Raw genomic sequence first — 22,669 nt, forward strand, 5'->3', positions numbered from 1 at the left:
CTCGGTTCGTGCGGCAGAAGATCATCGTGGACGTCGATACCGGCATCGATGACTCGCTGGCGCTGCTGTATCTGCTGGCCTCCCCCGAGGCCGAGATCGTCGGCATCGCCGCGACGGCGGGCAATGTGAGTGCGGCGCAGGTGGCCGCCAACAACCTGGCCTGGCTGGACGTGTGCCGGGCGCCGGCGATCGAGGTCGCCCTCGGTGCCGCCGCACCGTTGGCGATCCCGCTGCGCACCACCGAGGACACCCACGGCCCGCAGGGGGTCGGCTACGCCGAACTGCCCACCTCGGCCCGCCCGCTCTCGGACCGCTCGGCCGCGCAGCTGTGGGTCGACCTGGCCCGCGCGCATCCCGGGCAGATCACCGGACTGTGCACGGGACCTCTGACCAACCTGGCGCTGGCCCTGCGACTCGAGCCCGCCCTGCCGCTGCTGTTGCGCAGGCTGGTGGTGATGGGCGGGGCGTTCAACCATCCCGGCAACACCACGCCGACCAACGAGTGGAACGTCCACGTCGATCCGGAGGCGGCCAAGGCGGTCTTCGACGCCTTCTCCGCCGCCCCGCCCGAGCGCAGGCCGCTGATCTGCGCCCTGGACATCACCGAGACCATCGAGATGCACCCGCACCACCTCGCCGAGCTCGCCCGGCGGGCGGGCAGCACGCCGGTGGAACAGCCCGCCCCCACCGATCCGCCCGGCACGCGGTCGACGGCCGCCAACCCGGTGATCCGGCACGTCACCGACGCGGTGCGCTTCTACTTCGAATTCCACGACGCCTACGACCAGGGCTATCTCGCGCACATGCACGACCCGTTCGCCGCCGCCGTCGCGCTCGACCCCGCGCTGGCCCGGGTGCGGCCCGCCACCGTGGACGTCGAGCTCACCGGCACCATCACCCGGGCGACCACGGTCGCCGACTGGGCGGGCATGTGGGGCAGGCCCTTCAATGCCGACATCGTGCTCGGCACCGACCCGGCGCTGTTCTTCGAGCGCATGATCGACCGCGTCGGCGCGTACGCGCGGTCGCTGTACCCGCCCGTGGCGAATCTGCCCGCGACACAGGAGGTTCCGTGACCGACCGCACCGACGACACCGCCTACCTCGCCGGGTTCCGGGCGCGGCTCGGCCTGCCCGGCATCGTCGACGTGCACACGCACTTCATGCCGGAACCGGTGATGCGCAAGGTGTGGGCGTATTTCGACGCGGTGGGCCCGCTGGTCGGCCGGGAGTGGCCGATCACCTACCGCGACGAGGAACAGGTCCGGCTGAAGACGTTGCGCGACTTCGGGGTCCGCGCGTTCACCTCGCTGGTCTACCCGCACAAGCCGGAGATGGCGGCCTGGCTCAACGGCTGGACCGCCGAATTCGCCGCGCGCACCCCCGACTGCCTGCACACCGCCACCTTCTACCCGGAACCCTCCGCGCCCGACTACGTGGCGGCCGCGCTCGCGGACGGCGCGCGGGTGTTCAAGGTGCACATCCAGGTGGGCGACTTCCCGCCGAACGACCCGCTGCTCACCCCGGTGTGGGGGCTGGTGGCCGAGGCCGGGACGCCGGTGGTCATCCACTGCGGTTCGGGTCCGGCGCCGGGCCGGTTCACCGGGCCCGAACCCGTCGCCGACATCCTGACCCGCTTCCCGGGCCTGCGGCTGATCGTCGCGCACATGGGCACGCCCGAGTACTCGGAGTTCCTGGATCTGGCCGAGCGCTTCCCGAACGTCTGCCTCGACACGACCATGGTGTGGACCGATTTCAGCGAGAGCGACGCACCCTATCCGGTGCACGAGCACGGCCGGCTACGCGACCTGGCCGACCGGATCCTGTTCGGCAGCGACTTCCCCAACATCCCGTACCCGTACGCCCACGCGGTGCAGGCCCTGGAACGCCTCGAGCTGGGCGACGACTGGCTGCGCCGGGTGTGCTGGGAGAACGGCGCCCGGATGTTCGGTCTCACCTGATCCGGTGCGCGCCCGAGGCGCCGGGCCGAGCCGCGGAGCGCTCGGCGCCGCTCATCCGCCCGCGGGCCGCGACAGCCCGCTCGCCCGCAACACGCGCCGCCCCACCGCCGCCCGGATCGACTCCTCGGTCCCGATGACGCGGACGTGCCCGCGCGCCCGGGTGATCGCGGTGTAGAGCAGTTCGCGGGTGAGCAGGGTGGATTCGGGTTCGGGCAGCACGATGGAGACGGTGTCGTACTGGCTGCCCTGGCTGCGGTGGATGGTCATCGCGAACACGGTCACCACCGCCGGGAACTGGGTGGGGTGGACCAGGTAGGGCTCGCTGCCGCGTTGCAGGGCCGCCCGCAGCGAACCGTCGGGCATGGCGACGATCACCCCGGTGTCGCCGTTGTAGATGCGGGCCTCGTGGTCGTTGGCGGTGACGAGCAACGGCTGGCCCGGATACCAGGACGACTGCGCGGAGTCCGGGCCCGCGCCCGCCGCGGCGGCCCACTCCCCCGCGAGCCGGTCCCAGCGTTCCACACCGAACGGGCCCTGCCGGTGCGCGCACAACAGCCGATGCGATTCCAAGGCGGTCAGCGCGCCGGTCGCGTCCCCGGCCTGCGCGGCGGCCGTGACGGTCCGGGCGGCGCGCACCACGTCGGCGCGGACGGCGGCGACGTCGTCGGGCGCGCACAACGACAGGTCGTCGCCGCCGGTGTGCAGCAGGTCGAGTGCGCGGTCGGCGTCGCCGGCGCGCACCGCCACGGCGAGTTCGGCGATGCGGCCACCGAATCGGCGCCCGCGGGTGAGCCGTACGATGCCGCCGCGCAGCCGCGTGCGCTCCAACGCGGTCAGGCCCTCCGGATGCGCGGCGAGGTCTGGTGGGGGGCCGCCGAGGATGCGGTCCAGCTCCGGGTTGGGGATGCCGAGCACCGGCCCGGCGACGAGGTCGGCGAGCACCGCGCCCGCGTCGACCGACGCCAGCTGGTCCGGGTCGCCGACGAGTACCAGCCGGGTGTCCGGCCGTAGCGCGGCGAGCAGGCTGCTCATCATGGTCAGCGACACCATCGAGGTCTCGTCGACCACGATCACGTCGTAGGGCAGGCGGTTGAATTCGTTGTGGCGGAAGCGGGTTCGACGGCCGCGTTGCCAGCCGAGCAACCGGTGCAGGGTGGCGGCCGACAGCTCGGGCAGGCCGAGCTCGCCTGCCTGTTCGCGCACCGCCTCCTGCAGCCGGGCGGCGGCCTTGCCGGTGGGGGCGGCCAGGGCGATGCGCAGCGGCGGCGCCTTGGGGTCGGCGCGGCGGTGGGCGTCGAGCAGCGCGAGGATGCGGGCGATGGTGTGGGTCTTGCCGGTGCCCGGACCGCCGGCGACCACCGTCGTCCAGTGCGTGGCGGCCAGGGCGGCCGCCAGCCGCTGCCGATCGGGCGCGCCGTCGTGGTCGGCGCCGAACAGCCGGTCGAGTTCGCGGCGGACGATCGCGGCGTCGACCCGGGGGTGGCTCGCGGCGCGTTCGGTGAGTACGCGCCGGATGGTCTGCTCCTGCCGGAAGTACCGGTCCAGGTACAGCAGCGGGCCGTCGTCGCCGGGTACGACCCGCAGCGGGCACAGCGGGCCGGCCGGACCACCGCACACCAGCGGGCTCACCCGCAGCGCGGCGATCACGGCCTCGACGTCCGGCCAGGGCAGGGTGGCCGGGTCGATGCCGGTGCCCGCGTCCCAGCTCTCGTCGGCGTCCACCCCGATCTCGCGCATCCGGTGCAGCTCCAGGCACACCGACCCCGACCGCACCGCCCGCACCGCCAGCGCGGCCGCGAACAGCACCAGCTCGGATTCCTCGCGGCCGAGCCTGCCGAGCCGCACCGCCACGTGCACGTCGGCGGCCGAGAGCACCCCGGCCTCGTTGAAGGTGCGCAGCAGTCCGGTGCCGCGCTGCGCCAGCTGGATCGAGGTCACCGGTCCTCCTCGGCGCCCGCGAGCAGATCCGAGAGCGCGAGCACCAGCGGCACGGGCGGGTCCCAGTCGAACACGCCGTGGCCGGGCGGCGTCTCGGGTCCGATCATGCCGCGCACGAACAGGTAACGGCAGCCGCCGAGGTGGCGCGCGGGGTCGTAGCCGGGCAGCCGCCAGCGCAGATACCGGTGCAGCGCCACCGAATACAGCAGCGCCTGCAGCGGGTAGTGCGAGCGCAGCATCTCCGCGGCCATCCGCTCGCGGGTGTAGTGGCCGACGGTGAGGTCGCCGGTGCCGAGCCGGTTCGTCTTGTAGTCGACGACCACGAATTTCGGGCCGGGCAGCCGCAGCACCGCGTCGATACTGCCGGTCAGATACCCGCGCAGGGTGACGTCGTCGAGCCCGGCCAGCAGGTCCGGGTAGCCCGACAGGTCGTCGGCCTGGCCGAGGTGGGCGCGCACGAGTTCGGCGATCGCGCCGAGGGTGGCGGCCCGGGCCGCGGGGGTGTCACCGCCGCCGAGCGGGAGCTCGAACTCCAACTCGCTCAACCGGTCCCGGGCGGCGATGTCGGCCAGGGTGCCGAAGCCGAGCGGGGTGCGCAGCACGGCGAGCAGCGCGGTGGCCAGGACGCCGTGGTCGAGGTCGGCGAGCAGTTCGGCCGCCGCCTCCCGGCAGCGGGTGCGCACCTCGGCGGCCAGATCCGGTGCGTCGGTGTCGATCCGCTCGAGCACCCCGTGCACGAGCGTGCCGAATTCCGCGCCGTAGGGCAGGTCGTTCATCAGCGAGGGCGCGGCGGTGGCGGCGGGCTCGTCGCTGAGCAGTGCCGGAGTCTCGGGTTCGTCGCCGGGGCCGCGCACGTCCTCGGGCTCGGCGTCGGTGACCAGGTCGTGCGCGCCCGCGGTCAGCGCGGAGTAGGAGGTGCGCCGCCACAGCAGGTCCAGCGACCGGTCGAACCGGGCCGCGGCCAGCTCCCCGGTGACGGGTTCGACACGCACGCGGCGGATCTCGACGGCCTCGGCGGTGTCCACCGCGGTCACCGAGATCGCCGCGCCCGCGGGCTCGGCCCAGGCGGTGAACATCGGGACGGCCGCGGTGTCGGCGGGCACCGGCGCCCGGTCGGGCACGTGCGGGCCGCCCTCGGGACGGCCGAGGATCATCCGATGCAGCGGTGCGGCGGCGGTGCTGTGCGCGGGCGCCCACCAGGCGACGACCTGGCATTTGGCGCGGGTGAGGGCGACGTAGAGCAAGCGCAGTTCCTCCCCGGCCTCCTCGGCCTCGCAGCGCAGTTTGCGCTGGGCGTAGCCGGGCGCGTCGGGGCCGCCGACGTCGAGCACCCGGGTGCCGTCGTCGTCGTGGAACAGCAGCGAGCCGGGATAGGGATTCTTGGCGTTGTCCCACGCGAACGGCAGGTACACGATGGGGAATTCGAGCCCCTTGCTGGCGTGCACGGTGGCGATCTGCACGGCGGCCGCGTCCCGGTCCAGCCGCCGGGAACGATCGGCGACCGCGCCGGAGGCGGGGTCGCGCACCCGGTCGGCGAGCCAGCGGGTCAGCGCGGTCAGGCCGAGTCCGTCGGCGAGGGCCACCTGGTCGAGCAGCTGGGCGATGTGGCGCAGGTCGGTGAGGGTGCGTTCACCGTTCTCGATGCCGAGCAGCCGGGGCGCGAGACGCGCCTGCGCGGCGAGACGCTCGTACACCGCGGCGAACCCGGCGCGCGCGAACAGCCGGGCCGCGTCGCGCAACTGCGCGCTCACCCGCCCGACGAGATCGGCTCCGCCCCGGTCGATCTCGGCCGGCGGGTACCCCAGGATCGGGGTGGCGGCGGCCAGCCGGACCCGGTCGGAGCGGTGCGGCTGTTCGAGCGCGCGCAGCACCCACAGCCAGTGCGTGGCGCTCGGCGTGCCGAACACGCTGGTGCCACCGGCCAGGACCGAGGCGACACCGACCCGGTCCAGGGCCGCGCGCACCACATCGATCTGCGTGCGGGTGCGCACGAGCACGGCGATGTCGCCCGCCGCGACCGGCCGCCGGACCGCCCCGGCGCCGTGCCCGTCGGTCACCTCGGCGCCGGATTCGAGCAGTCGCACCAGGTCGGCGGCGAGATCGTCGGCGACCTTGGCCCGCTGCCGCCCGACCGCCGGGAAGCCCGACTTGTTGAGTGGGCCCGCGCCCGTGCGCGGCAGGCAGCGCAGCCGCAGCGGGGTGATCAGTTCGGCCGGGCCGGACAGCCTGCTCCACGGCCGTGTCGCCTCGACCGGGTACACGCTGATCTCGGGATGTCCGAGCGCGGCGCCACCCTGCAGATGGTCCAGGGCGCGCAGCAGGCCCGCGTCGCTGCGCCAGTTCCTGGTGAGTTCCTTGCGGCTGTCGGCGTGCGCGACCGCGTCGAGGTAGCTGAGCACCTCCGCGCCGCGGAACGCGTAGATGGCCTGCTTGGGGTCGCCGACCAGCACGAGGGTGGTGTGGCCGTGGAAGGAGCGGCGCAGGATGTCCCACTGCAGCGGGTCGGTGTCCTGGAACTCGTCGACCAGCGCGACCCGGTAGCGGGCCCGGACGCGGGCGCAGGCGCCCTCGCCGTGGTCGGGGTCGGCCAGTACGTCGTGCAACAGCACCAGCAGATCGTCGAAGTCGCGCAGCCCGGCCAGCCGCTTGCGGCGTTCGGTCTCGGCGCGCACCGCGGCGGCGAAGGCCACCCGCTCGCCCGGTTCGTCCTCGTCGTCGGGCACCAGCCGGGCGTGCCGGTCCCGGGCCGCGGCCAGCGCCAGCGTGTGCGCCTCCTTGCGCCCGAACGGCGGCTGCGCGCGTGCGTAGCGGTGCAGGTACAGGTCGTCGGCCACGGTGACGACCAGATCGTCGACCGTCTCCACCAGCCGGGCCGCGGTGTCGCGCTCGCCGGCGAGACCGAGTTCGTCGAGCATCCGCTGGCAGAAGCTGTGCGTGGTGGCGATGGTGCCCGCGTCGAAGTCGGACAGGGCCGTGAGCAGGCGGGCGCGGCGCAGCGCGACCTCGGTGTCGTCGGCGGCGGCGAGATGGGCGATCAGCTCGTCGCCCGCCGCCCGGGCCGAGTCCGGGTCGGCCAACGCGGCGGCCACCGCGACGAACCGGTCGCGGGCGCGTTCGCGCAGCTCCTGGGTGGCGGCCCGGCTGAAGGTGACCAGCAGCAACTCGGCGATGCGTACCCCCGCCTCGGCCACGTAGCGCACGGCGAGGCCGACGATGGCGTGCGTCTTCCCGGTGCCCGCGCTGGCCTCGAGCACCGTGGTGCCCCGCGGCAGCGGGCCGCACGGGTCGAAGGTCTCGGGGGTGACGGGCGCGTGGTCGAGCGCGAACGGTGTGCTCACGGTTGCCCCTGGGTCTCGGCGGCCAACAGCGGGGTCCACAGCCGCACGGCCAACGCGCCGAAGCGCGTCGGCTCACCGGGCGAGCCCGCGGGCGCGGGGGCGGCGGCGAGGTGGTCCAGGCGCGGGGCGGTGCCCCACACGTACCGCAGGTGCCGGTCGGTGTGTTCGCCGAATTTGTCGGGACCGTTGGGGCCGCCGTCGAATTCGCGCTCGGCCGCGGCGAAGGCGTCCTCGGCCGAGCCGCCGCGCACCCGGCGTTCGGCGTAGGCGGCCGAGGACGCGGGCGCGATCGGCAGCGGCTCGGTGAGTCCCTCGTCGCGCAGGCGCACCAGGTCGCGCAGCACCGCGACGGCCGCCGGGCGGTCCGGTGCGGTGAGCTCACAGCGCCACGCCGGGCGACGGAACTTTCCCCGGCCGGTGGTGACGGCGCGCCAGGACCGGTCCTCGGTGGCGGCCAACGCCAGCAGCGCCACCCACGCCCCGATCCGGTGCTTGGCCGCGACCCGCGAGAACGTGGTGCGCACCAGCGTCTCCCCGCGGACCTCCGGCACCGTGCCGGTCAACCGGCGGCCGTCGCCGAGGTCGACGGCGATGTCGACCGCGCGCGGCGCGGCCGCGTAATCCGGCTGCGCGACCCGCACCAGGGTGTCCACCGTGTGTTCGATCTCGTCGAGCACCGCACCGCCGAGCCGGAACGGCGGCAGGGTGCCGCGCCGCCACTCCGCGGCGCGCAGTCCCGCCGGGTCCGCGCCGGTGAGCCGGGCCGCGAGCATCCGTTCGCCCAGTTCCCATTTGGCCAGGCCGTCGAGCTCGATGGGCAACGCGTCGGCGAGGTCCTCCTCGTGCTCGGGAACCCGCAAACCCAGTCGCTGCCAGAGGAATCCGCGCACCGGGTGCTCGGCGAAGGCGATGAGGTCGGCGAGTGCGACATCGCCCCGCTCGGCGGGCGGCAGCGGTTCGGGCAGGAACGGCGGCGCCGGCTCGGGCACCCGGGCGGCGGCGCGGGCCCCGGCCAGCGCGACGGTGTCGAAGCTGAACGGCGCGGCGGGGTCGAAATTGCGGCGATCGAAGCTCTGCAACGGGTGCCGGGTCAGCACCTGCGCCATCGCGTCGGCGCCGACGTGGGCACGCACCACGTCGAGCAGTTCGGCGACCGGGATCGCGGGCGGGCGCGGCGAGCCGGTGACCGGGTCGGCGCCGGTGTGGAAGATCAGCAGCCGCTCGCGGGCCGCGAGCACGGCGTCCAGCAGCAGCTGGCGGTCCTCGCTGCGCGGATCCCGTTCGCCCAGCAGCGGTTCCCGGGCGAGCACGTCGTCGCCGTCGACGCCGCCGGTACGCGGGAAGACGTCGTCGTCCAGGCCGAGCAGCACCACCACCCGGTGCGGCACCGACCGCATCGGCACCATCGTGCACACCGTCAGCTCCCCGGTGCGGAAGTTGGCGCGTGTGGGCCGGGCGGCCAGCCGATCGGCGAACAGCACCGCGACGTCGGCCAGCCGCAACGGCACATCCCCGGCGTGCTCGGTGGCGGCCGCGATCTCGGCACGTGCCTCGGTGCGCACCCAGGACTGGCTGTCGGGCACGTCGGTGAGCAGTTCCAGCGCCCGCCCGAGCACCTGGGCCCACTCGGTGGCCGGGCGCGGGCCGCGCAGATCGCGCAGGCACACCGCGAGGCGGTCGACGAATTCGGCGAAGCGCCCGGCCAGATCGACGTCGTTGCTGTCCACGTCGTCCAGCGGCAGTGCGAGATCCAGCCAGTCGTCGCCGGATTCGTCGGCGGTGACGCCGAGCAGGATGCGGTCCACGGCGCCGTTGAGGGTGTTCTGGGCGAAGTCGGCCAAGCCGAACGCCTGCCGCTGCCGCTGCCCGATCCCCCAGCGCGCGCCCGCCGCGGCGGCCCACTCGCGCAACCGCTCGATGGCGTCGTCGTCGAACCCGCACCGGCGGCGGACGGTTTCGGAGGCGGCGAGGTCGAGCACCTGCGTCACGGTGACGCGCCCGTCCGCCAGCTCCAGCAGGGTCTGCACGACGGCGAGCAGTGGATTGGTCACACCGCGGCCGCGGTCGGCCAGGCGCACCCGCAGCAGGTGTGCGGGGTGGGCCGGCTCCGGGGCCTCGTCGGCGCCGCCCCGGGCGCCGAACGCCGCCCGCACCAGCGGCGCGTACGCCTCGACCTCCGGGCACATGATCAGCACGTCGCGCGGTTCCAGCGTCGGATCGGCGGCGAACAGGCCGAGCAGACAGTCGCGCAGCACCTCCACCTGGCGCGCGGGACCGTGGCAGGCGTGCACCTGCACCGTGCCGTCGGCGGGCAGCCGCGCGGGCGGCCACGCGTCGTCGCGGATGCCTGCCTGCACGCCGGCCAGCAGCGAAAGCTGCTGCGGGGACGGCGCTTCCGGTGCCGACAGCGGCCCGGTGTCGATCGCGCCGGTGCCCGCCAGCCGCTGCTGGAGTTCGCGGACGTCACGAGCCAGCCCGGTGAGCAGCGGATGCCGGACGGCGCTCGCGCTGGTGTCGGCGGCGCGGGCACGCGCGGGCGGGCGGCCGACCAAGGCCGACCACAGCGCGGGACTGGGATGCACCAGCCACACGTCGACCTCGCGGCCCGCGCCCACCGCGTCGAGCACCGCGAGCTGATCGGTGGTCAGGCGCGTGACGCCGAACAGCGAGAGCCGCTCGGGCAGGTCCAGCAGGCCGGGTTCGGCGCGCAGCCGCTCGCACGCCGGGGCGAGCCGCTCGGCCGGGCTCGGGCTGCCGATCTCGGCGCGCAGCATCCGCCACAGGCGCGGCTGCCAGCGCAGGTCCGCGGGCACCTCGCCGCCGGCGCCGTCGCCGTCGCCGCCGGCGGCCCAGTCCAGCAGCAGGGCCGGACGCTGCGCGGCGTAGCTGTCGAACAGGGCGGCCAGCTGCGCGGCGGTGGCGTAGCGCCTGCCGATCCGGTGGTCGCGGCCGCGCGAGGGCGCGCCGAGGTGGCGGGCCAGCACCGCGCACCACGGCTCGGCGACGGCGCGGTCGATCACCCGCAACAGCGTCCACACCACCCGCTGGTGCGCCCACGGGTCGTCCTCGGGCGCGATGCCGGTGCAGGCGGCCAGCGCCTCGGCGACCAGCGCCGCGGGTGACGGGAAGCGGATGTTGGCGGCGACCCCGTCGCGTCCGCCCGCGGACACGCCGAGCACCGCGGACAGGCGCTGGGTCAGCCAGCGCTCGACCCCCTTGGCGGGCACCGCGACGACCTCGGCCGCGAACGGATCCGGCTGCGGCACGGCCAATCGCGCGGCGAGCGCGTCGGCCAGGATGTCCGCGCGCTCGGCCCGTCGGATGTGCAGCGGCATTGCACATTTATACGCCAGCGACCGGCGCGCAACTCGCCCGGCCCGCCGAGGCGGAGTGAATTGGAACACACCCGGGCGCGCGAGTTCGCCGTGTCACCGCGTCTGTGTCGGACCTGTGTGCGACAGTGCTCAACCGGGAGGAGCTGGTACGGGGTGGAACGGGAAAGTTCATGTCGAAAGGCTGGTTCGCGTTCATGGGTTCGATGGTCATTCCCTTGGTCCCGAGAAACGGGTTCACGGTGCGCCGCGTGGGTGACCGCTGGGAACTGGTCAACTCCCGCCACTACGGCCGCGACGTCGTGCTGCACACCTGGCCGCGCGAGCGGCACTCCGAGGCTTTCGAGCACTGCTACCGGCTCAACGGCCGCACCGTCGAGGAACTGCGCGCCGCCTTTCACTGACGCCGAAACACCCTGCGGGCCAACACAACCGGGGTCGCCGAGCGCCTAACACATCACCGCGGTGAGCTCAAGACGTGCATCCTGAGCCGTAGTGTGCCAATGTCGTCCCTCGTGCGTTATCCGAAGGCCGCCACCGGGGCCGTCCCCCGCGTGGCCGCAACCGCCTCTGTCCTGGCCGCCGCGGCGATCCTGATGCCCGGCGCGCCCACCCCGCTGCCCGGCGTCACCGCGCCCGCGGCCCATGCCGCCCCCGCCGGCTGCTTCGCCGGGTTCGACTGCGACATGAGCAGCCGCATCCGGGCCGCCGACGACTACCTCGCCGGCCGCCCCGGCGTCACCGGCTACGTGCTGCGCGACCGCGTCTCCGGTGCGGTGTACGCCAACGAGCACGCCGAGGACTCGGTGTGGACCGCCTCCACCATCAAACTGGCGATCGCCGCCGACCTGCTCAACCGCGCCCGCGTCGGCGCGATCGTGCTGACCCCCGAGGACCGCGGCCTCATCGAGTCCATGCTCGCCACCTCCAACGACGCCGCCACCGACCTGCTGTGGAACAAGTACGCGGGCCCGGACCGGATGGCCTACAACAACGCCTTCCGCGCCAACGGCATGGTGAGCCTGGTGCCGCAACCCACCAGCACCGCGCTGTTCCCCGACTGGTCGTTCCAGAAGTGCACCGCCGCCGATCTGGACCGGATGATGAACCACGTGCTCGACGTCATGCACCCCGACGATCGCGCCTACCTGCTCGACCGCATGCGGGCCGTCGACTCCAATCAGCACTGGGGCGTGTGGGGCGCGGGCGAGTCGATGCGTCCGGGATTGAAGAACGGCTGGTCCGAGGAGCAGGGCGGCTGGGTGGTCAACTCGGTCGGCTTCGCCGGGCCGGGCGAGCGCTACACGCTGGCGATCATGACGTCGATGGGCGGCGAAGGCGGCTACACCGAGGGTGCCGACACCGACACCCAGCTGGCGAAACTGCTGCTCGCGGGGCGCTGAGCGCGACGTTCGCGCCGCGCAGGCCGACCGCCGCCGCGCCCGACCGGGCGCCGCGGCCCGCCCGCGGTCGCGACGCACCACGCCGTAGTGCGTCCTCGTCGTGACGACCGCACAGCGGCCGACTACCGTTGTGCGTGTCAGGAGAACCGTTGGCGGGGTGAGCCCCGGGTCTGTCGAGGAGCACGACGATGAGCAATCGGACCGGCGAGAACCGTCGTCATCAGGTGGTGGTGATCGGCTCGGGCTTCGGCGGCCTGTTCGGCACCAAGCACCTCAAGCGCGCCGACGTGGACGTCACCCTGATCTCCAAGACTTCCACCCATCTGTTCCAGCCGCTGCTCTACCAGGTCGCCACCGGCATCCTGTCGGTCGGTGAGATCGCTCCCGCGACCCGCCTGGTGCTGCGCAAGCAGAAGAACGCGAGGGTGCTGCTCGGCGAGGTGATCGATATCGACCTGGAGGCCAAGACGGTCACCTCCCGGCTGCTCAACCAGAACACGGTCACCCCGTTCGACAGCCTCATCGTCGCCACCGGAGCCCAGCAGTCGTATTTCGGCAACGACCAGTTCGCCACCTACGCCCCCGGCATGAAGACGATCGACGACGCCCTCGAGCTCCGCGGCCGCATCCTCGGCGCGTTCGAGGGCGCGGAGCTGGCCACCACCCAGGAGATGCGCGACCGGCTGCTCACCTTCGTCGTCATCGGCGCAGGCCCCACCGGTGTGGAACTGGCCGGGCAGATCGCCGAACTCGCCGACCGCACACTGGAAGGCACCTTCGACAACATCGACCCGCGCGACGCCCGCGTCATCCTCATCGAGGGTGCGGGCGCGGTGCTCGGCCCGATGGGTCCCAAGCTCGGCGGCAAGGCCCAGCGCAGGCTCGAACGGATGGGCGTGGAGATCCAGCTCAACGCCATGGTGACCGATGTCGACGCGCACGGTGTCACGGTCAAGGACGCCGACGGCACCATCCGCCGCATCGAGTCCTCGTGCAAGGTGTGGTCGGCGGGCGTGCAGGCCAGCCCGCTGGGCAAGATGCTGGCCGAGCGCTCCGCGGGCACCGAGGTGGACCGCGCCGGTCGCGTCATCGTCGAGCCCGATCTCACCATCAAGGGTCATCCGAACGTCTTCGTCGTCGGCGACCTGATGTCGGTGCCGGGCGTGCCCGGCCAGGCGCAGGGCGCGATCCAGGGCGCCACCTACGCCGCCAAGCAGATCAAGGCCGGGCTGCACGGCCAGCGGCCCGAGGACCGCAAGCCGTTCAAGTACTTCAACAAGGGCAGCATGGCGACCGTCTCGCGGTTCAGCGCCGTCTGCCAGATCGGCAAGCTGGAGTTCGGCGGGTTCATCGCCTGGTTGGCCTGGCTCGCCCTGCACCTGTACTACCTGATCGGCTACCGCAGCCGCATCATCACCTGCATCCAGTGGTTCGTCACCTTCCTCGGCCGCAGCCGCGGGCAGATGGCGGCCACCGAGCAGTGGGTGTTCGCGCGGCTCGCCTTGGAACAGGTCAACGAGGACCAGGCCGACGCCGACGAACTGGCGGCGGCGCTGGGTGCGCCACCGGCGGCCGGGTGGGCACCGGGGAGCAAGGCGGCGGATCAGCGCGCCTCCTGAGCGCGGGCGGCGGCTCGTCGTTCATCACCGGCGCGGCGACGACTGTGCCGGCAGTGCCGCGGCGTCCGTGAGGCGTTCGGGCGTCGGGGTGTCCGCCAGCCGGTCGCCGAGACCGGTGAAGAGGCTGCCGCCCGGTGCCAGGGGCAGGCGCGCCGCCGTGACGCCGTGGGTGGCGGCCGGACGGTCGTCGGGGTAGCGGAGTTCGCTCACCAGCGCACGGGGCGCCGTGAGGACGTCGTCGACGGCGGTGTGCTCGCCCAGCTCGATCCGATGCCGCACCAGCGGCAGGTCGCCGAGGTCGGCGGTCAGGTCACCGCGCCACCGGCCGTGCCGCTCGCCGCTGCGGCCGATCTGCACGAGTTCCCGCATCCGCAGCCGGGCGTCCGGATCGAGCAGCGCGGTCGTCGCCGTCCGATGTTCGGCGCCGCCCGCGACGATCATCGCCGGGGTCTCGATGTCCAGTTCGCCGTACGCGGCGACCTCGAATCGCCAGTGCGCCGTGGACACCGGGGTGCCCCGCCCGGGCAGTGCCAGGGCGGCGGCGACCGCACGCACCGCGAGCCGCGCGCCCGGCCCGACGACGACCGTGATGTCGAGGTGGTCACCGCCCAGCGGAGTCGCCGCGGTGCCGATGAGGTGGACGGTGTCCGGGCCGGTGCGGCGTGCCGCCAACCCGCCGCCGGCCTCGATGCGCGGCAACGTGCCCGCCTCGGCGACGATGCGGAGCCGGGTGTGCACCGACGAGCCGCTGTCGGACGACAGCCCCTCGCAGGCACCGGCTCCGGCCGGTGCCGACGCTCCACCGGACAGCCGCGGCACCGGGTGAGCGGCGAGCGGGCCGGGCCCGGGGCCGCGGCGGTCCGTGCCCGGTTCGGCGTCAGTGGGCAATGCCGGATGCGGCGCCGTGCCGGTCCGCCTCGGCGATCGCGGCGAGTTGCTCGCGGACCCAGGCCAGTACCGGGGTCGCGGCGGGGTCGTCGGTGAGCGAGATCAGGGCGGTGGGACGGCCCTGGCGGACCTTGGCGGCGTCGCGCTCCATCACCCCGAGGTCGGCGCCGACGAGCGGGGCGAGGTCGGTCTTGTTGACCACGAGCAGGTCGGAGTAGGTGACGCCCGGGCCGCCCTTGCGGGGCACCTTGTCGCCGCCGGCCACATCGATGACGAAGATCTGCACGTCGATGAGACCGGAGGAGAACGTGGCGGTGAGGTTGTCGCCGCCGGATTCCACCAGGATCAGATCCAGCGGTGGGTTGGCGGCGATCAGGTCGTCGATGGCGTCGAGGTTGGCGGTGATGTCGTCGCGGATGGCGGTGTGCGGGCAGCCGCCGGTCTGCACCGCGGTGATGCGCTCGTCGGGCAGCACCGCGTGCCTGCGCAGGAAGTCGGCGTCCTCGGTGGTGTAGATGTCGTTGGTGAGCACGGCCAGCGAGAGTTCCTCGCGCAGTTGCCTGCACAGCGCCGCGACCAGGGCGGTCTTGCCCGACCCGACCGGTCCGCCGATGCCGATCCGCAGCGGCTCCCCCGGCGTGCGCTGCCGCTTCGGACGGTCGTGCGCGTGGTCGTGGGGTTCACCGTCGATCAGGTGCGGTGGCATCGGGTTCTCCTTCTCGGTCGGGCGGGATCAGCTGGCGAACAGCGGCATGTCCCGCCGCGGATGGCGTTCGGCCAGCACATCCTGCAGCGGGTCGGACAGGGCCGCGAGCCCGGTGACGGCCGCGGCGGCGGTGCGATCGCACACCGGGGCCAACCGGACGGTGCACGCGGCGATGTCGGCGGGGTCGAGGGCCAGCAGGCGTTGCGCCGCGGTCGCGGCGCCGGTCAGGGTGGTGTAGACGACGACGCCCGCGATCTCGTCGGGCGCGGCCCCGCACGCGAGCCCCACCGCGCCGAAGGCCGTGGACAGGTGCGGTTTCGACGGCAGCGACCGCCACTCCGCCTGCGGCCACACCTGTTTGGCCAGTCGCAGCAGCCCGCGCCCCTGCGCCCGGGAGGCCGCGCGGGCGGCGGGTGCGAGCGTCCGGGCGTCGGCCTCGGCATCGGCCCGGCCCAGCGTCAGCTCGCCGGCGCACACCGCCGCCGCGAGCGACGCCGCCACCAGGCCCGAGGTGGCGACCCGGCGGCGCAGATACGCCTCCACGGACGTGAGGTCGCGAACCAGACCGGAGGTGACGGCCTCCTCCACTCCGCCGGAGTGCACGTGGCCGCCGATCGGCAGGCGCGAATCCGCCAGGGCGTAGAGAATCGCCCGGGGCTGCGCGCCGCTGGAGTTCATCGCCCGATCCTATGCCGGGCGTGTCGGTGCCGCCGGGCGAGCCGGGGTGGGCTGCGCCACCGGCGTGGGTGTTTCCACTCAGGGCGGGTGCGTGGGTTCACCGGGGCGCGCCGGGCTGCCGGGGTGCGAAGATCCTCGCGGGCAGGAGGTTTCGATGGACACGAGGGACGACAGGCGGCGGGTCTCCCCCGGCGAATGGCTGGCGCGGATGATCGCGGTGGTACTGCTGGTGCCGGTGCGGATGCTGTGGGAGGGTGCGCGGCTGTGCGGGCGCGCGGTGGGCGCCGCCTGCCGGTATCTGCTGGACCGGCTGATCGCGCCGGTGGGCCGGGTGATCTGGTACTGGGTGGTCCGCCCGCTGTGGCTGTTCGCGAAGGACGCGGTGTGGGGGTGGGCCCTGCACCATGTGCTGTGGGGCATGGTGCTCACGCCACTGGGTGCGTTCCTGCTGGACCGCCTGCTGCGGCCGCTGCGCCGGGCCGTCGAGGAGTGGGTGTGGCGGCGTGTGCTGCGGCCGGGCCTGGTCCTGCTGTGGCGATGGGTGCTGCGGCCGATCGGATACGCGGTCGCGGTCGTGGCGGGCCGGCTGTGGCGGTGGTGCGTGGAATGGCCGCTGCGGGTGCTCTGGCGGTGGGTGCTGCGTCCGCTGTGGATCGCGGTCGCGGCCGTCGCCTGGTTCGGGTGGCGGGCGGCGACGGCGATCGTCGATGTCCTGGTGGTGCGGCCGTGCCGGTTGCTGTACCGGGTGATCGTCGGTCCCGTGCTGCGGTGGGTGGCCGAGATGTGGCGGTTCGCCGTCGTGCGGCCGGTCCGGTTCGTGCACCGGCGGGTGGTCGCCCCCATGAATCGCGTCGCCGCCGAGGTGCTGGCCGCCGTCTTCGGGCGATGACTCGCGTGGCCGACGACTCGCGCGCCTGACGGCTCACGTGCTTGGCCGGATATTTGCGCACTATGGCACCGCTGCCACTCGTGGCAGGAAGTTGCGTTGTGAAGACTTGCTGCCATGGATGTATCAGGGACCCGATCGATCGCACCGCAGCGCGCGCCGGCGCCCGACCGGCACCGCCGCGAACCGAACGGCACACCGTGGTCGGTGGACAGCATCGGCGCCGCCGCGACCACGCCGGGCGCCCGCGCCTTCCTCCACCGCGTCGCCACCGCACTCGCGGCAGCAGGTCGTGCCGTGCCGTTCCATCGCGAAGACTCCTGGGACAACTCCTGATTCGCTGTCGGCAGCCCGGCCGATCCGCCGCGCGTCCTGCGCGTGCCGACCATCCCGGTCCGGTGCTCTGCGGACGCGACGGGTCGCCGCGACCGGCGTCGTGCGAGGATCGACACCGCACCCGATCGGAAGGACTGACCGTCGTGACCATGGGCATGGTGTTGGGCGACCGCCACTCCCGCGCTTCGGCACGGGAGCCGGCGGTGCCGCCTACCTCGTGATCACCGGGTAGCCCGCCTGCTCCCCCTCGAAGCGTCGTCGGCCACGACCACCCACGACCTTCCCGGGAGCATCACATGTCCACGATCAGCTGGACCGAGCACGGAACGCGACGAACCGGTCGCTGGCACTCCGAGAACGGCACGCCGCCGCCCGCCCGCGTCGTCGTCGCCGACGACCGCACGTCGGCGGCCGCGGCGCTGCGCCTCGCGCGTTCGGGCACCGCCCTGCTGTGGCGCGGCGATTTCCACAACGCCGGTAACCTGTTGCGCGCCATGGGGCGTCGACTCCCGGCACCCGCGCGCGCGACACCCGATGACCTCGGCGCCCACTTCCACGCCCACCGTCGGGCACGCGCGCGCCGCGCGGCGCTCCTGGGGAAGGTCGTGGTCGCGGTGGAGCGCGACCACTCGGTCCGGCTCCGCCGGGCACCCGATGTGCGGGCCGCCTGTCGGCATGCCTACGGTCATCTCGCCGGCGAGCCGGGCGCGGCCACCGACACCCCGACCGTGGTCTCGCTCCCGGAACTGCTCGGCGTCGTCGGCGCCTATCAGTGGCACGACCGGGGCATCGACATCCCCATCGGCACCGGCACCGGGGTACTCGCGGCCGTTCTCGCCCAGCGCGGCGCCGCCGACGTGCGGGCCACCGACCTCAACCCGCGCGCGGTGCGGTGTGCGCGGTCCAACCTGCGCCGACTCGGCCTCGACGATCGCGTGCACGTCACCGAAGCCGATCTGTGGCCCGCCGTCCCGGCGCACGCCGACCTGATCGTGTGCAATCCACCCTGGCTCCCCGGGCATCCGACCTCGGCGCTGGAACTCGGCGTCTACGACCCCCGCTCGGCCGTGCTCGACCGCTTCCTCACCGGACTGGCCGACCACCTGACCCCGCAGGGCGAAGGCTGGCTGATCCTGTCCGACCTCGCCGAACGTCTCGGCCTGCGTCCCCCCGACGAGCTCCGGGCGCGCATCGCCGCCGCGGGTCTCACCGTCGTCGGGCGTGCCGAGACGGCGCCGCGCCACCCCCGCAGCACCGACCGCGCCGACCCGTTCCACGCCGCTCGTTCCCGCGAGCGCACCGTGCTCTGGCGGCTGCGGCCCGCGACGCCCTGAGCAGCACGGACGTCACCGCGGCAGTGCCGGTTCGGCCACCGGCGCGCCGCAGCGGATGACGTGGTCGCCGTCGCGGACGAGCCCGGTGCGATGGGTGACCGCGACGATGGTCATCTCCCGGCCCGCGGCGCGCAGGCGCTCGAAGATGCTGCGCTCGGTTTATTCGTCGAGCGCCGAACTCGGCTCGTCCAGCAGGAGCAGCCGGGGTGCGCCGATCAGGGCGCGGGCCAGCGCCAGGCGTTGGCGTTCGCCGCCGCTGAGCAGGCTCCCGCGTTCCCCGATGCGGTAGTCCAAGCCACCGTCGAGCTCGGCCGGCCACTCGCCCAACTCCACCGCGCGCAATGCCTCGAGGACTTCGGCGTCGGTGCCTGGCCTTACGGTAGAAGTCCGTCCACCCCTGCCGGGATCGCCGGAAGTACCGGTCGTTGGCCGCCACGACCCAATCGATGCCGCGGAACACCCGCAGCGACACCAGATTCGTGAGAACGTTGCCGAGCAGGTTCGACGCTTCGTCGCTGTTGTGCTGGGCGCGCTTCAGATACGCGCTGGTGACCTTGTTGGCGCGCAGGGTCAGCCACACGCTCGCCGCGCCGTAGCCGACGACCGCGGCGCCGATCGTCCAGTCGACATAGCCGCCGATCACCAGGAACGACAGCGCGACGTCGAAGAGCCCGCCGAGGAAGGCCATCAGCAGGATCTGCACGAGCATCTTGTTGGACCGATGGAAACTCGCGACCACGCTCGCGATGCGCGCCGGATTGTTGGCCACGGCCAGCGAGCCGTCGGCGCCCAGGAGGCTGCGCAGCACCGTACCGTCGGCCGTCGTGGCCACCCGCTGCTCGACCGCATTCGCCAGCACCATGCGGACGTCGTACAGGAACCGGGCGGCGGCGACCGCCACGGCATAGGCGGCCAGCGCGGCCGCCACCGTCGTGGCCGGGCGGTCCGGCCGCTGGACGATACCGGCGAGGATCAGCGGCGAGGCGATCGCACACGTCGAGCCGAGGGCGGTCACCGCCACGAAGGCGGCGACCCGCGAGCGCGCCGCCCCGAGCCCGGCCAGCACGACCCCGCGTTGCACCGGTGACATCAGCGCGCCCGCACCGCGCATCCAGCTCTCCCCTCCCCGAAGGTCGCCGTCCCGGGCACCGCTCGACGGCGGGTCGGACAGCTGCCGACCGAGGCAGGTCTACCACGGCCCACCGACACCCGGCGGCCCCGCCGGGGTCAGCTCTCGCCCACCCGCCCGCGCCCGGTGCTCACCCACGCGATCACCGCCATCGCCGTCAGGACGGCCGCGCCGACCCCGGTCGCGACGTGCATGCCGGTGACGAACGATTCACGGGCGGCGTGGATCACCGCGTCGTTGCCCGCGGCGTGCTGCACCGTCTCCCCGAGGGTGTCGCCGAAGTCGCCGCCGGAGCGGAAGACCAGGGCGGCCAGGGAACCGAGAAGGGCCAGGCCCAGGGCGTTGCCGAGCTCGAAGCTGGTCTCGGAGATGCCGACGGCCGACCCGGCCCGTTCCGGCGGCACCGAGGAGACGGCGACATCGGAGACGAGCGTGAAGGCCAGGCCGTAGCCGACGCCCGCGATGGTGGAGCCCGCCACGTACCAGCCGACGCCGCCGTCCACGCCGACCCCGAGCACCATGAGATTGCCCACCGCGGCGGCCAGCAGGGCGATGACGAACGTGGCGCGCACGCCGAGCACGTGGCCCACCCGCGCACCGCCCATGGAGAAGACGAAGACCGCGATCGCCATCGGGATGCCGAGCAGTGCCGCCGCCAGCGGGTCGCGCCCGGTGACCGACTGCAGGTACACGCTGGTCAGGTAGCTCAGCGCGGCCAGCGACATCATGCCGGCCAGGCTGGAGCCGATCGCCACGCGGAACTGCGGGCGACGGAACAGGTCCAGATCGAGAAGCGGCTCGTCGAGCACGCGCTGGCGGCGGGCGAACAGCACCAGCACGACGGCGCCGAGCAGGCCGATCAGCACCGCCTCGAGATCCACCCCTTCGGCGGCGGCGTGCTTGACCGCGTAGACCACCGGCAGGATGCCGCCGATGGACAGCGCGACGCTGGGCAGGTCGAGCGGGCCCAGTTCCCGGGAGCGGTGCTCGGGCAGCACCAGCGGGCCGAGCGCGAGCAACACCAGCAGCACCGGGGCGTTGATGAGGAACACCGAACCCCACCAGAAATGGTGCAGCAGCAGCCCGCCGATGATCGGGCCGACCGCCGACCCGCCCGCGAAGAAGGCCGTCCACACGCCGATGGCGGCGGCACGCTCGCGCGCGTCGGCGAACAGGGTGGAGATCAGCGCCAGGCTCGACGGCAGCAACGTCGCACCGCCGATGCCCATCAGGGCGCGAGCGGCGATCAGCACGGCGGCGCTGGGCGCGAAGGCGGCCAGCACCGAACCGACACCGAAAACCGCGGCGCCCGCCAGCAGGATGTTGCGGCGGCCGATCCGGTCGCCGAGATTGCCCATCGTGATGAGCAGGCCGGCGATCAGGAAGCCGTAGATGTCGAGGATCCAGAGCTGTTGCGTGGCCGACGGATCCAGGTCGGTGGTGAGCGTCGGCAGCGCGAGGAACAGCACCGAGACGTCCATCGACACCAGCAGCACCGGCAGCAGCAGGACGGCCAACCCCAGCCAGGCCCGTCGCGAGCCGACCGTGGGCGCCGCCGCATCCGCGGGCTGCTGCGCCTGCACCTGAGTCATGGCTGCGCCCCTGTCATATCCGAATCCTCTCCCATCTCGCGTACACCGTACGCCCGGCCGGGGTACAGTGTACGCACACGGGCTCCCGAGGGGAAGTGAGTGATGGGATGACCGAGCCGAAGCTCAGCCGGGAGGCGATCGTCGACGCCGCGATCGCCCTCGCCGACGAGGACGGCCTGGACGCGCTGTCCATGCGGCGCATCGCCGACCGGATGGGGGTGGGTGCGATGTCGCTGTACCGGCACGTCGCCGGCAAGGACGAGCTGATCGCGGCCATGACCGACGAGGTCGCCGGCCGCTACCCCTATCCGTCGGCGGCCGGTCGCGGCTGGACGTGGCGCGACCGGGTCCGCATCGCCGCCGAGGTGGACTGGCAGCTCTATCAGCAGCACCCGTGGGTGCTGCTGACCTTCGCCATGCCCCGGTACAGTTTCGGCCCGCAGAGCCTGAGCTGCCTGGGCTGGCTGGTGGAGGGCTTCCGCGAGCTGGGGGTGAGCACCCGGGAGGCGATGCGGATGACGTTCACGGTATGGAACTACATCTCCGGCGCGACCCTGCCGCACATCAGCGAGGCGCTGCTGCTGCGCCAGGACGCGGGGGTCGAGGCGGGCAACGGGTTGCGCGCGCTGCTGCAGGGCGAGCCGATCGGCGAACCGCCCGCCGCACTCGCCGATCTGCTCGGCGCGGGCACGGACGACCTCACCCAGGAGCAGTTGCTCTACGCCGGCCTGGAGGCGCTGTGCGACGGCTTCGCCGCTCGGGTGGCGGCGCGCACCGGCTAGTCGACCACGGCGAAGGCGAAGCCGTCCCAGCCCTTCGCGCCCACCGTCTGGAGGACGGTGGCGTCCAGGCGCGGGTCCTGGTCGAGCAGTTCGACGAGCTCGCGGCTGGCGTGCACGGCCGAATCGGTGGACGCCTCGTCGATCAGCGCGCCGTGGCGCACGACGTTGTCGACCACGATCACGGTGCCCGGCCTGCCCAGCCGCACCGCCCAGTCGACGTAGTTCGGGTTGTTCTCCTTGTCGGCGTCGATGAACACGAGGTCGAACGGCTCGGGCCGCTCCTGCGCCAGCGCGGGCAGCGTCTCCATCGCCGCGCCGACGCGGATCTCCACCCGCCCGGCGACGCCGGCGCGCGCCAGGTTCGCGCCCGCGACCCGGGCGTGCCGCTCCTGGTACTCGAGGGTGACGACGCGCCCCTGCTCGCCGACCGCGCGGGCCAGCCACAAGGTGCTGAAGCCGCCCAGTGTCCCGATCTCGAGCACCCGCCGCACGCCCAGGGACTTGCCGAGCAGATACAGGAACTTGGCCTGGGCGGCCGAGACGTCGATGGGCGGCAGGCCCGCCGCCGCGTTGGCCTCGAGCGTCGCCGTCGACGCGGGGTCGCGCACCAGGTGCGATACCAGGTAGCCGTCCACATCCGCCCAGTCAGCTGTCGTCATATCAGCAGTCTGCCATCGCGGCCGCCGGAATCGGCTCCGCCCGCGGAGCGGGCACGGTAGCGTGCAAACCGGAACCAACGCGTCTCAGA

Annotated in this window: 19 protein-coding genes; 10 read left to right on the forward strand and 9 right to left on the reverse strand. The window is 73.5% G+C overall.

Translation table 11 applies throughout. The annotated features are described in order from the left end of the window. Positions 1 to 8: 8 nt before the first annotated feature. Together AMO33_RS07545 and AMO33_RS07550 are read left to right on the forward strand one after the other, a co-directional pair. Entirely contained in the window at positions 9 to 1,076 is a 1,068-nt protein-coding gene (locus AMO33_RS07545) for a nucleoside hydrolase (RefSeq protein ID WP_011209081.1), read from the forward strand. Then, the gene (locus AMO33_RS07550; protein ID WP_060591567.1) at positions 1,073 to 1,960 is read left to right on the forward strand and encodes an amidohydrolase family protein; all 888 of its coding nucleotides are present in this window, start codon (positions 1,073 to 1,075) and stop codon (positions 1,958 to 1,960) included. The genes AMO33_RS07545 and AMO33_RS07550 overlap by 4 nt, the downstream gene beginning before the upstream one ends. 51 nt (positions 1,961 to 2,011) lie before the next feature. Here the strand turns inward: AMO33_RS07550 and recD are convergent, their stop codons facing one another. Genes recD through recC form a run of 3 tightly spaced genes read right to left on the reverse strand, consistent with a single transcriptional unit; the run spans position 2,012 to position 10,571 of the window. Further along, a complete protein-coding gene (gene recD / locus AMO33_RS07555) occupies positions 2,012 to 3,898 on the reverse strand; it encodes an exodeoxyribonuclease V subunit alpha (protein WP_060591569.1) in 1,887 nt (628 codons plus the stop codon). Then, complete coding sequence (locus tag AMO33_RS07560) at positions 3,895 to 7,236, reverse strand: UvrD-helicase domain-containing protein (protein ID WP_060591572.1); 3,342 nt, start codon at positions 7,234 to 7,236, stop codon at positions 3,895 to 3,897. Before AMO33_RS07560 ends, recD begins: the two co-directional genes overlap by 4 nt. After that, entirely contained in the window at positions 7,233 to 10,571 is a 3,339-nt protein-coding gene (recC, locus tag AMO33_RS07565; RefSeq protein ID WP_060591575.1) for an exodeoxyribonuclease V subunit gamma, read from the reverse strand. Before recC ends, AMO33_RS07560 begins: the two co-directional genes overlap by 4 nt. Positions 10,572 to 10,819: 248 nt before the next feature. Here recC and AMO33_RS07570 point away from each other — a divergent pair, with 248 nt between their 5' ends. From AMO33_RS07570 to AMO33_RS07580, 3 genes are all read left to right on the forward strand, one after another. After that, entirely contained in the window at positions 10,820 to 10,972 is a 153-nt protein-coding gene (locus AMO33_RS07570) for a hypothetical protein (RefSeq protein ID WP_228788317.1), read from the forward strand. Positions 10,973 to 11,071: 99 nt separating this feature from the next. Further along, positions 11,072 to 11,971, forward strand: a complete 900-nt coding sequence (locus AMO33_RS07575; protein ID WP_011209075.1) for a serine hydrolase — start codon at positions 11,072 to 11,074, stop codon at positions 11,969 to 11,971. 188 nt (positions 11,972 to 12,159) lie between these two features. After that, positions 12,160 to 13,590, forward strand: coding sequence for an NAD(P)/FAD-dependent oxidoreductase (locus AMO33_RS07580; RefSeq protein ID WP_060591577.1), 1,431 nt, complete (start codon positions 12,160 to 12,162; stop codon positions 13,588 to 13,590). A gap of 24 nt (positions 13,591 to 13,614) precedes the next feature. On the opposite strand, the gene AMO33_RS07585 is transcribed toward AMO33_RS07580, so the two are convergent. The 3 genes from AMO33_RS07585 to AMO33_RS07595 form a co-directional block, all read right to left on the reverse strand. Continuing rightward, positions 13,615 to 14,328, reverse strand: coding sequence for an urease accessory protein UreD (locus AMO33_RS07585; RefSeq protein ID WP_060593363.1), 714 nt, complete (start codon positions 14,326 to 14,328; stop codon positions 13,615 to 13,617). Between the two features lie 139 nt (positions 14,329 to 14,467). Next, the gene (ureG, locus tag AMO33_RS07590) at positions 14,468 to 15,184 is read right to left on the reverse strand and encodes an urease accessory protein UreG (RefSeq protein WP_060591580.1); all 717 of its coding nucleotides are present in this window, start codon (positions 15,182 to 15,184) and stop codon (positions 14,468 to 14,470) included. A gap of 27 nt (positions 15,185 to 15,211) precedes the next feature. Then, a complete protein-coding gene (locus tag AMO33_RS07595) occupies positions 15,212 to 15,862 on the reverse strand; it encodes an urease accessory protein UreF (protein WP_060591586.1) in 651 nt (216 codons plus the stop codon). A 154-nt stretch (positions 15,863 to 16,016) separates the two neighbouring features. Here AMO33_RS07595 and AMO33_RS07600 point away from each other — a divergent pair, with 154 nt between their 5' ends. From AMO33_RS07600 to AMO33_RS07605, 3 genes are all read left to right on the forward strand, one after another. Beyond that, entirely contained in the window at positions 16,017 to 16,751 is a 735-nt protein-coding gene (locus AMO33_RS07600; protein ID WP_060591589.1) for a hypothetical protein, read from the forward strand. A 114-nt stretch (positions 16,752 to 16,865) separates the two neighbouring features. Continuing rightward, positions 16,866 to 17,084, forward strand: coding sequence for a hypothetical protein (locus AMO33_RS31375; RefSeq protein WP_086845768.1), 219 nt, complete (start codon positions 16,866 to 16,868; stop codon positions 17,082 to 17,084). A 296-nt stretch (positions 17,085 to 17,380) separates the two neighbouring features. Then, positions 17,381 to 18,418 (forward strand): methyltransferase, encoded by a 1,038-nt coding sequence (locus AMO33_RS07605; RefSeq protein WP_060591591.1) that lies wholly within the window; start codon positions 17,381 to 17,383, stop codon positions 18,416 to 18,418. Positions 18,419 to 18,577: 159 nt separating this feature from the next. Here AMO33_RS07605 and AMO33_RS32830 read toward each other — a convergent pair whose 3' ends face one another. Continuing rightward, positions 18,578 to 18,751: an ATP-binding cassette domain-containing protein gene (locus AMO33_RS32830; protein WP_314826380.1), complete on the reverse strand. Its 174-nt coding sequence runs from the start codon at positions 18,749 to 18,751 to the stop codon at positions 18,578 to 18,580. Between the two features lie 31 nt (positions 18,752 to 18,782). On the opposite strand from AMO33_RS32830, the gene AMO33_RS31380 reads away from it, so the two are divergent. Continuing rightward, entirely contained in the window at positions 18,783 to 19,505 is a 723-nt protein-coding gene (locus AMO33_RS31380; protein ID WP_139337502.1) for a hypothetical protein, read from the forward strand. 140 nt (positions 19,506 to 19,645) lie between these two features. Here AMO33_RS31380 and AMO33_RS07610 read toward each other — a convergent pair whose 3' ends face one another. Continuing rightward, positions 19,646 to 21,139: an MFS transporter gene (locus AMO33_RS07610; protein ID WP_060591594.1), complete on the reverse strand. Its 1,494-nt coding sequence runs from the start codon at positions 21,137 to 21,139 to the stop codon at positions 19,646 to 19,648. Between the two features lie 107 nt (positions 21,140 to 21,246). Between AMO33_RS07610 and AMO33_RS07615 the strand changes: the two genes are divergently transcribed. Continuing rightward, complete coding sequence (locus AMO33_RS07615) at positions 21,247 to 21,921, forward strand: TetR/AcrR family transcriptional regulator (RefSeq protein WP_060591596.1); 675 nt, start codon at positions 21,247 to 21,249, stop codon at positions 21,919 to 21,921. Here the strand turns inward: AMO33_RS07615 and AMO33_RS07620 are convergent. Then, positions 21,918 to 22,580 carry an O-methyltransferase gene (locus AMO33_RS07620; protein ID WP_060591599.1) on the reverse strand — a complete coding sequence of 221 codons (663 nt, stop codon included), beginning with the start codon at positions 22,578 to 22,580 and terminating at the stop codon, positions 21,918 to 21,920. The genes AMO33_RS07615 and AMO33_RS07620 overlap by 4 nt on opposite strands. Between the last annotated feature and the right edge of the window lie 89 nt (positions 22,581 to 22,669).

Source organism: Nocardia farcinica (assembly GCF_001182745.1).
In the GTDB taxonomy this organism is placed as follows: domain Bacteria; phylum Actinomycetota; class Actinomycetes; order Mycobacteriales; family Mycobacteriaceae; genus Nocardia; species Nocardia farcinica.

Coding starts and splice junctions, on each gene's coding strand:
- recC (WP_060591575.1), bottom strand. CDS start 10,571: ATGCCGCTGCACATCCGACGGGCCGAGCGCGCGGACATCCTGGCCGAC.
- AMO33_RS07575 (WP_011209075.1), top strand. CDS start 11,072: ATGTCGTCCCTCGTGCGTTATCCGAAGGCCGCCACCGGGGCCGTCCCC.
- AMO33_RS07580 (WP_060591577.1), top strand. CDS start 12,160: ATGAGCAATCGGACCGGCGAGAACCGTCGTCATCAGGTGGTGGTGATC.
- ureG (WP_060591580.1), bottom strand. CDS start 15,184: ATGCCACCGCACCTGATCGACGGTGAACCCCACGACCACGCGCACGAC.
- AMO33_RS07595 (WP_060591586.1), bottom strand. CDS start 15,862: ATGAACTCCAGCGGCGCGCAGCCCCGGGCGATTCTCTACGCCCTGGCG.
- AMO33_RS07600 (WP_060591589.1), top strand. CDS start 16,017: ATGGACACGAGGGACGACAGGCGGCGGGTCTCCCCCGGCGAATGGCTG.
- AMO33_RS31375 (WP_086845768.1), top strand. CDS start 16,866: ATGGATGTATCAGGGACCCGATCGATCGCACCGCAGCGCGCGCCGGCG.
- AMO33_RS07605 (WP_060591591.1), top strand. CDS start 17,381: ATGTCCACGATCAGCTGGACCGAGCACGGAACGCGACGAACCGGTCGC.
- AMO33_RS07610 (WP_060591594.1), bottom strand. CDS start 21,139: ATGACTCAGGTGCAGGCGCAGCAGCCCGCGGATGCGGCGGCGCCCACG.
- AMO33_RS07615 (WP_060591596.1), top strand. CDS start 21,247: ATGACCGAGCCGAAGCTCAGCCGGGAGGCGATCGTCGACGCCGCGATC.
- AMO33_RS07620 (WP_060591599.1), bottom strand. CDS start 22,580: ATGACGACAGCTGACTGGGCGGATGTGGACGGCTACCTGGTATCGCAC.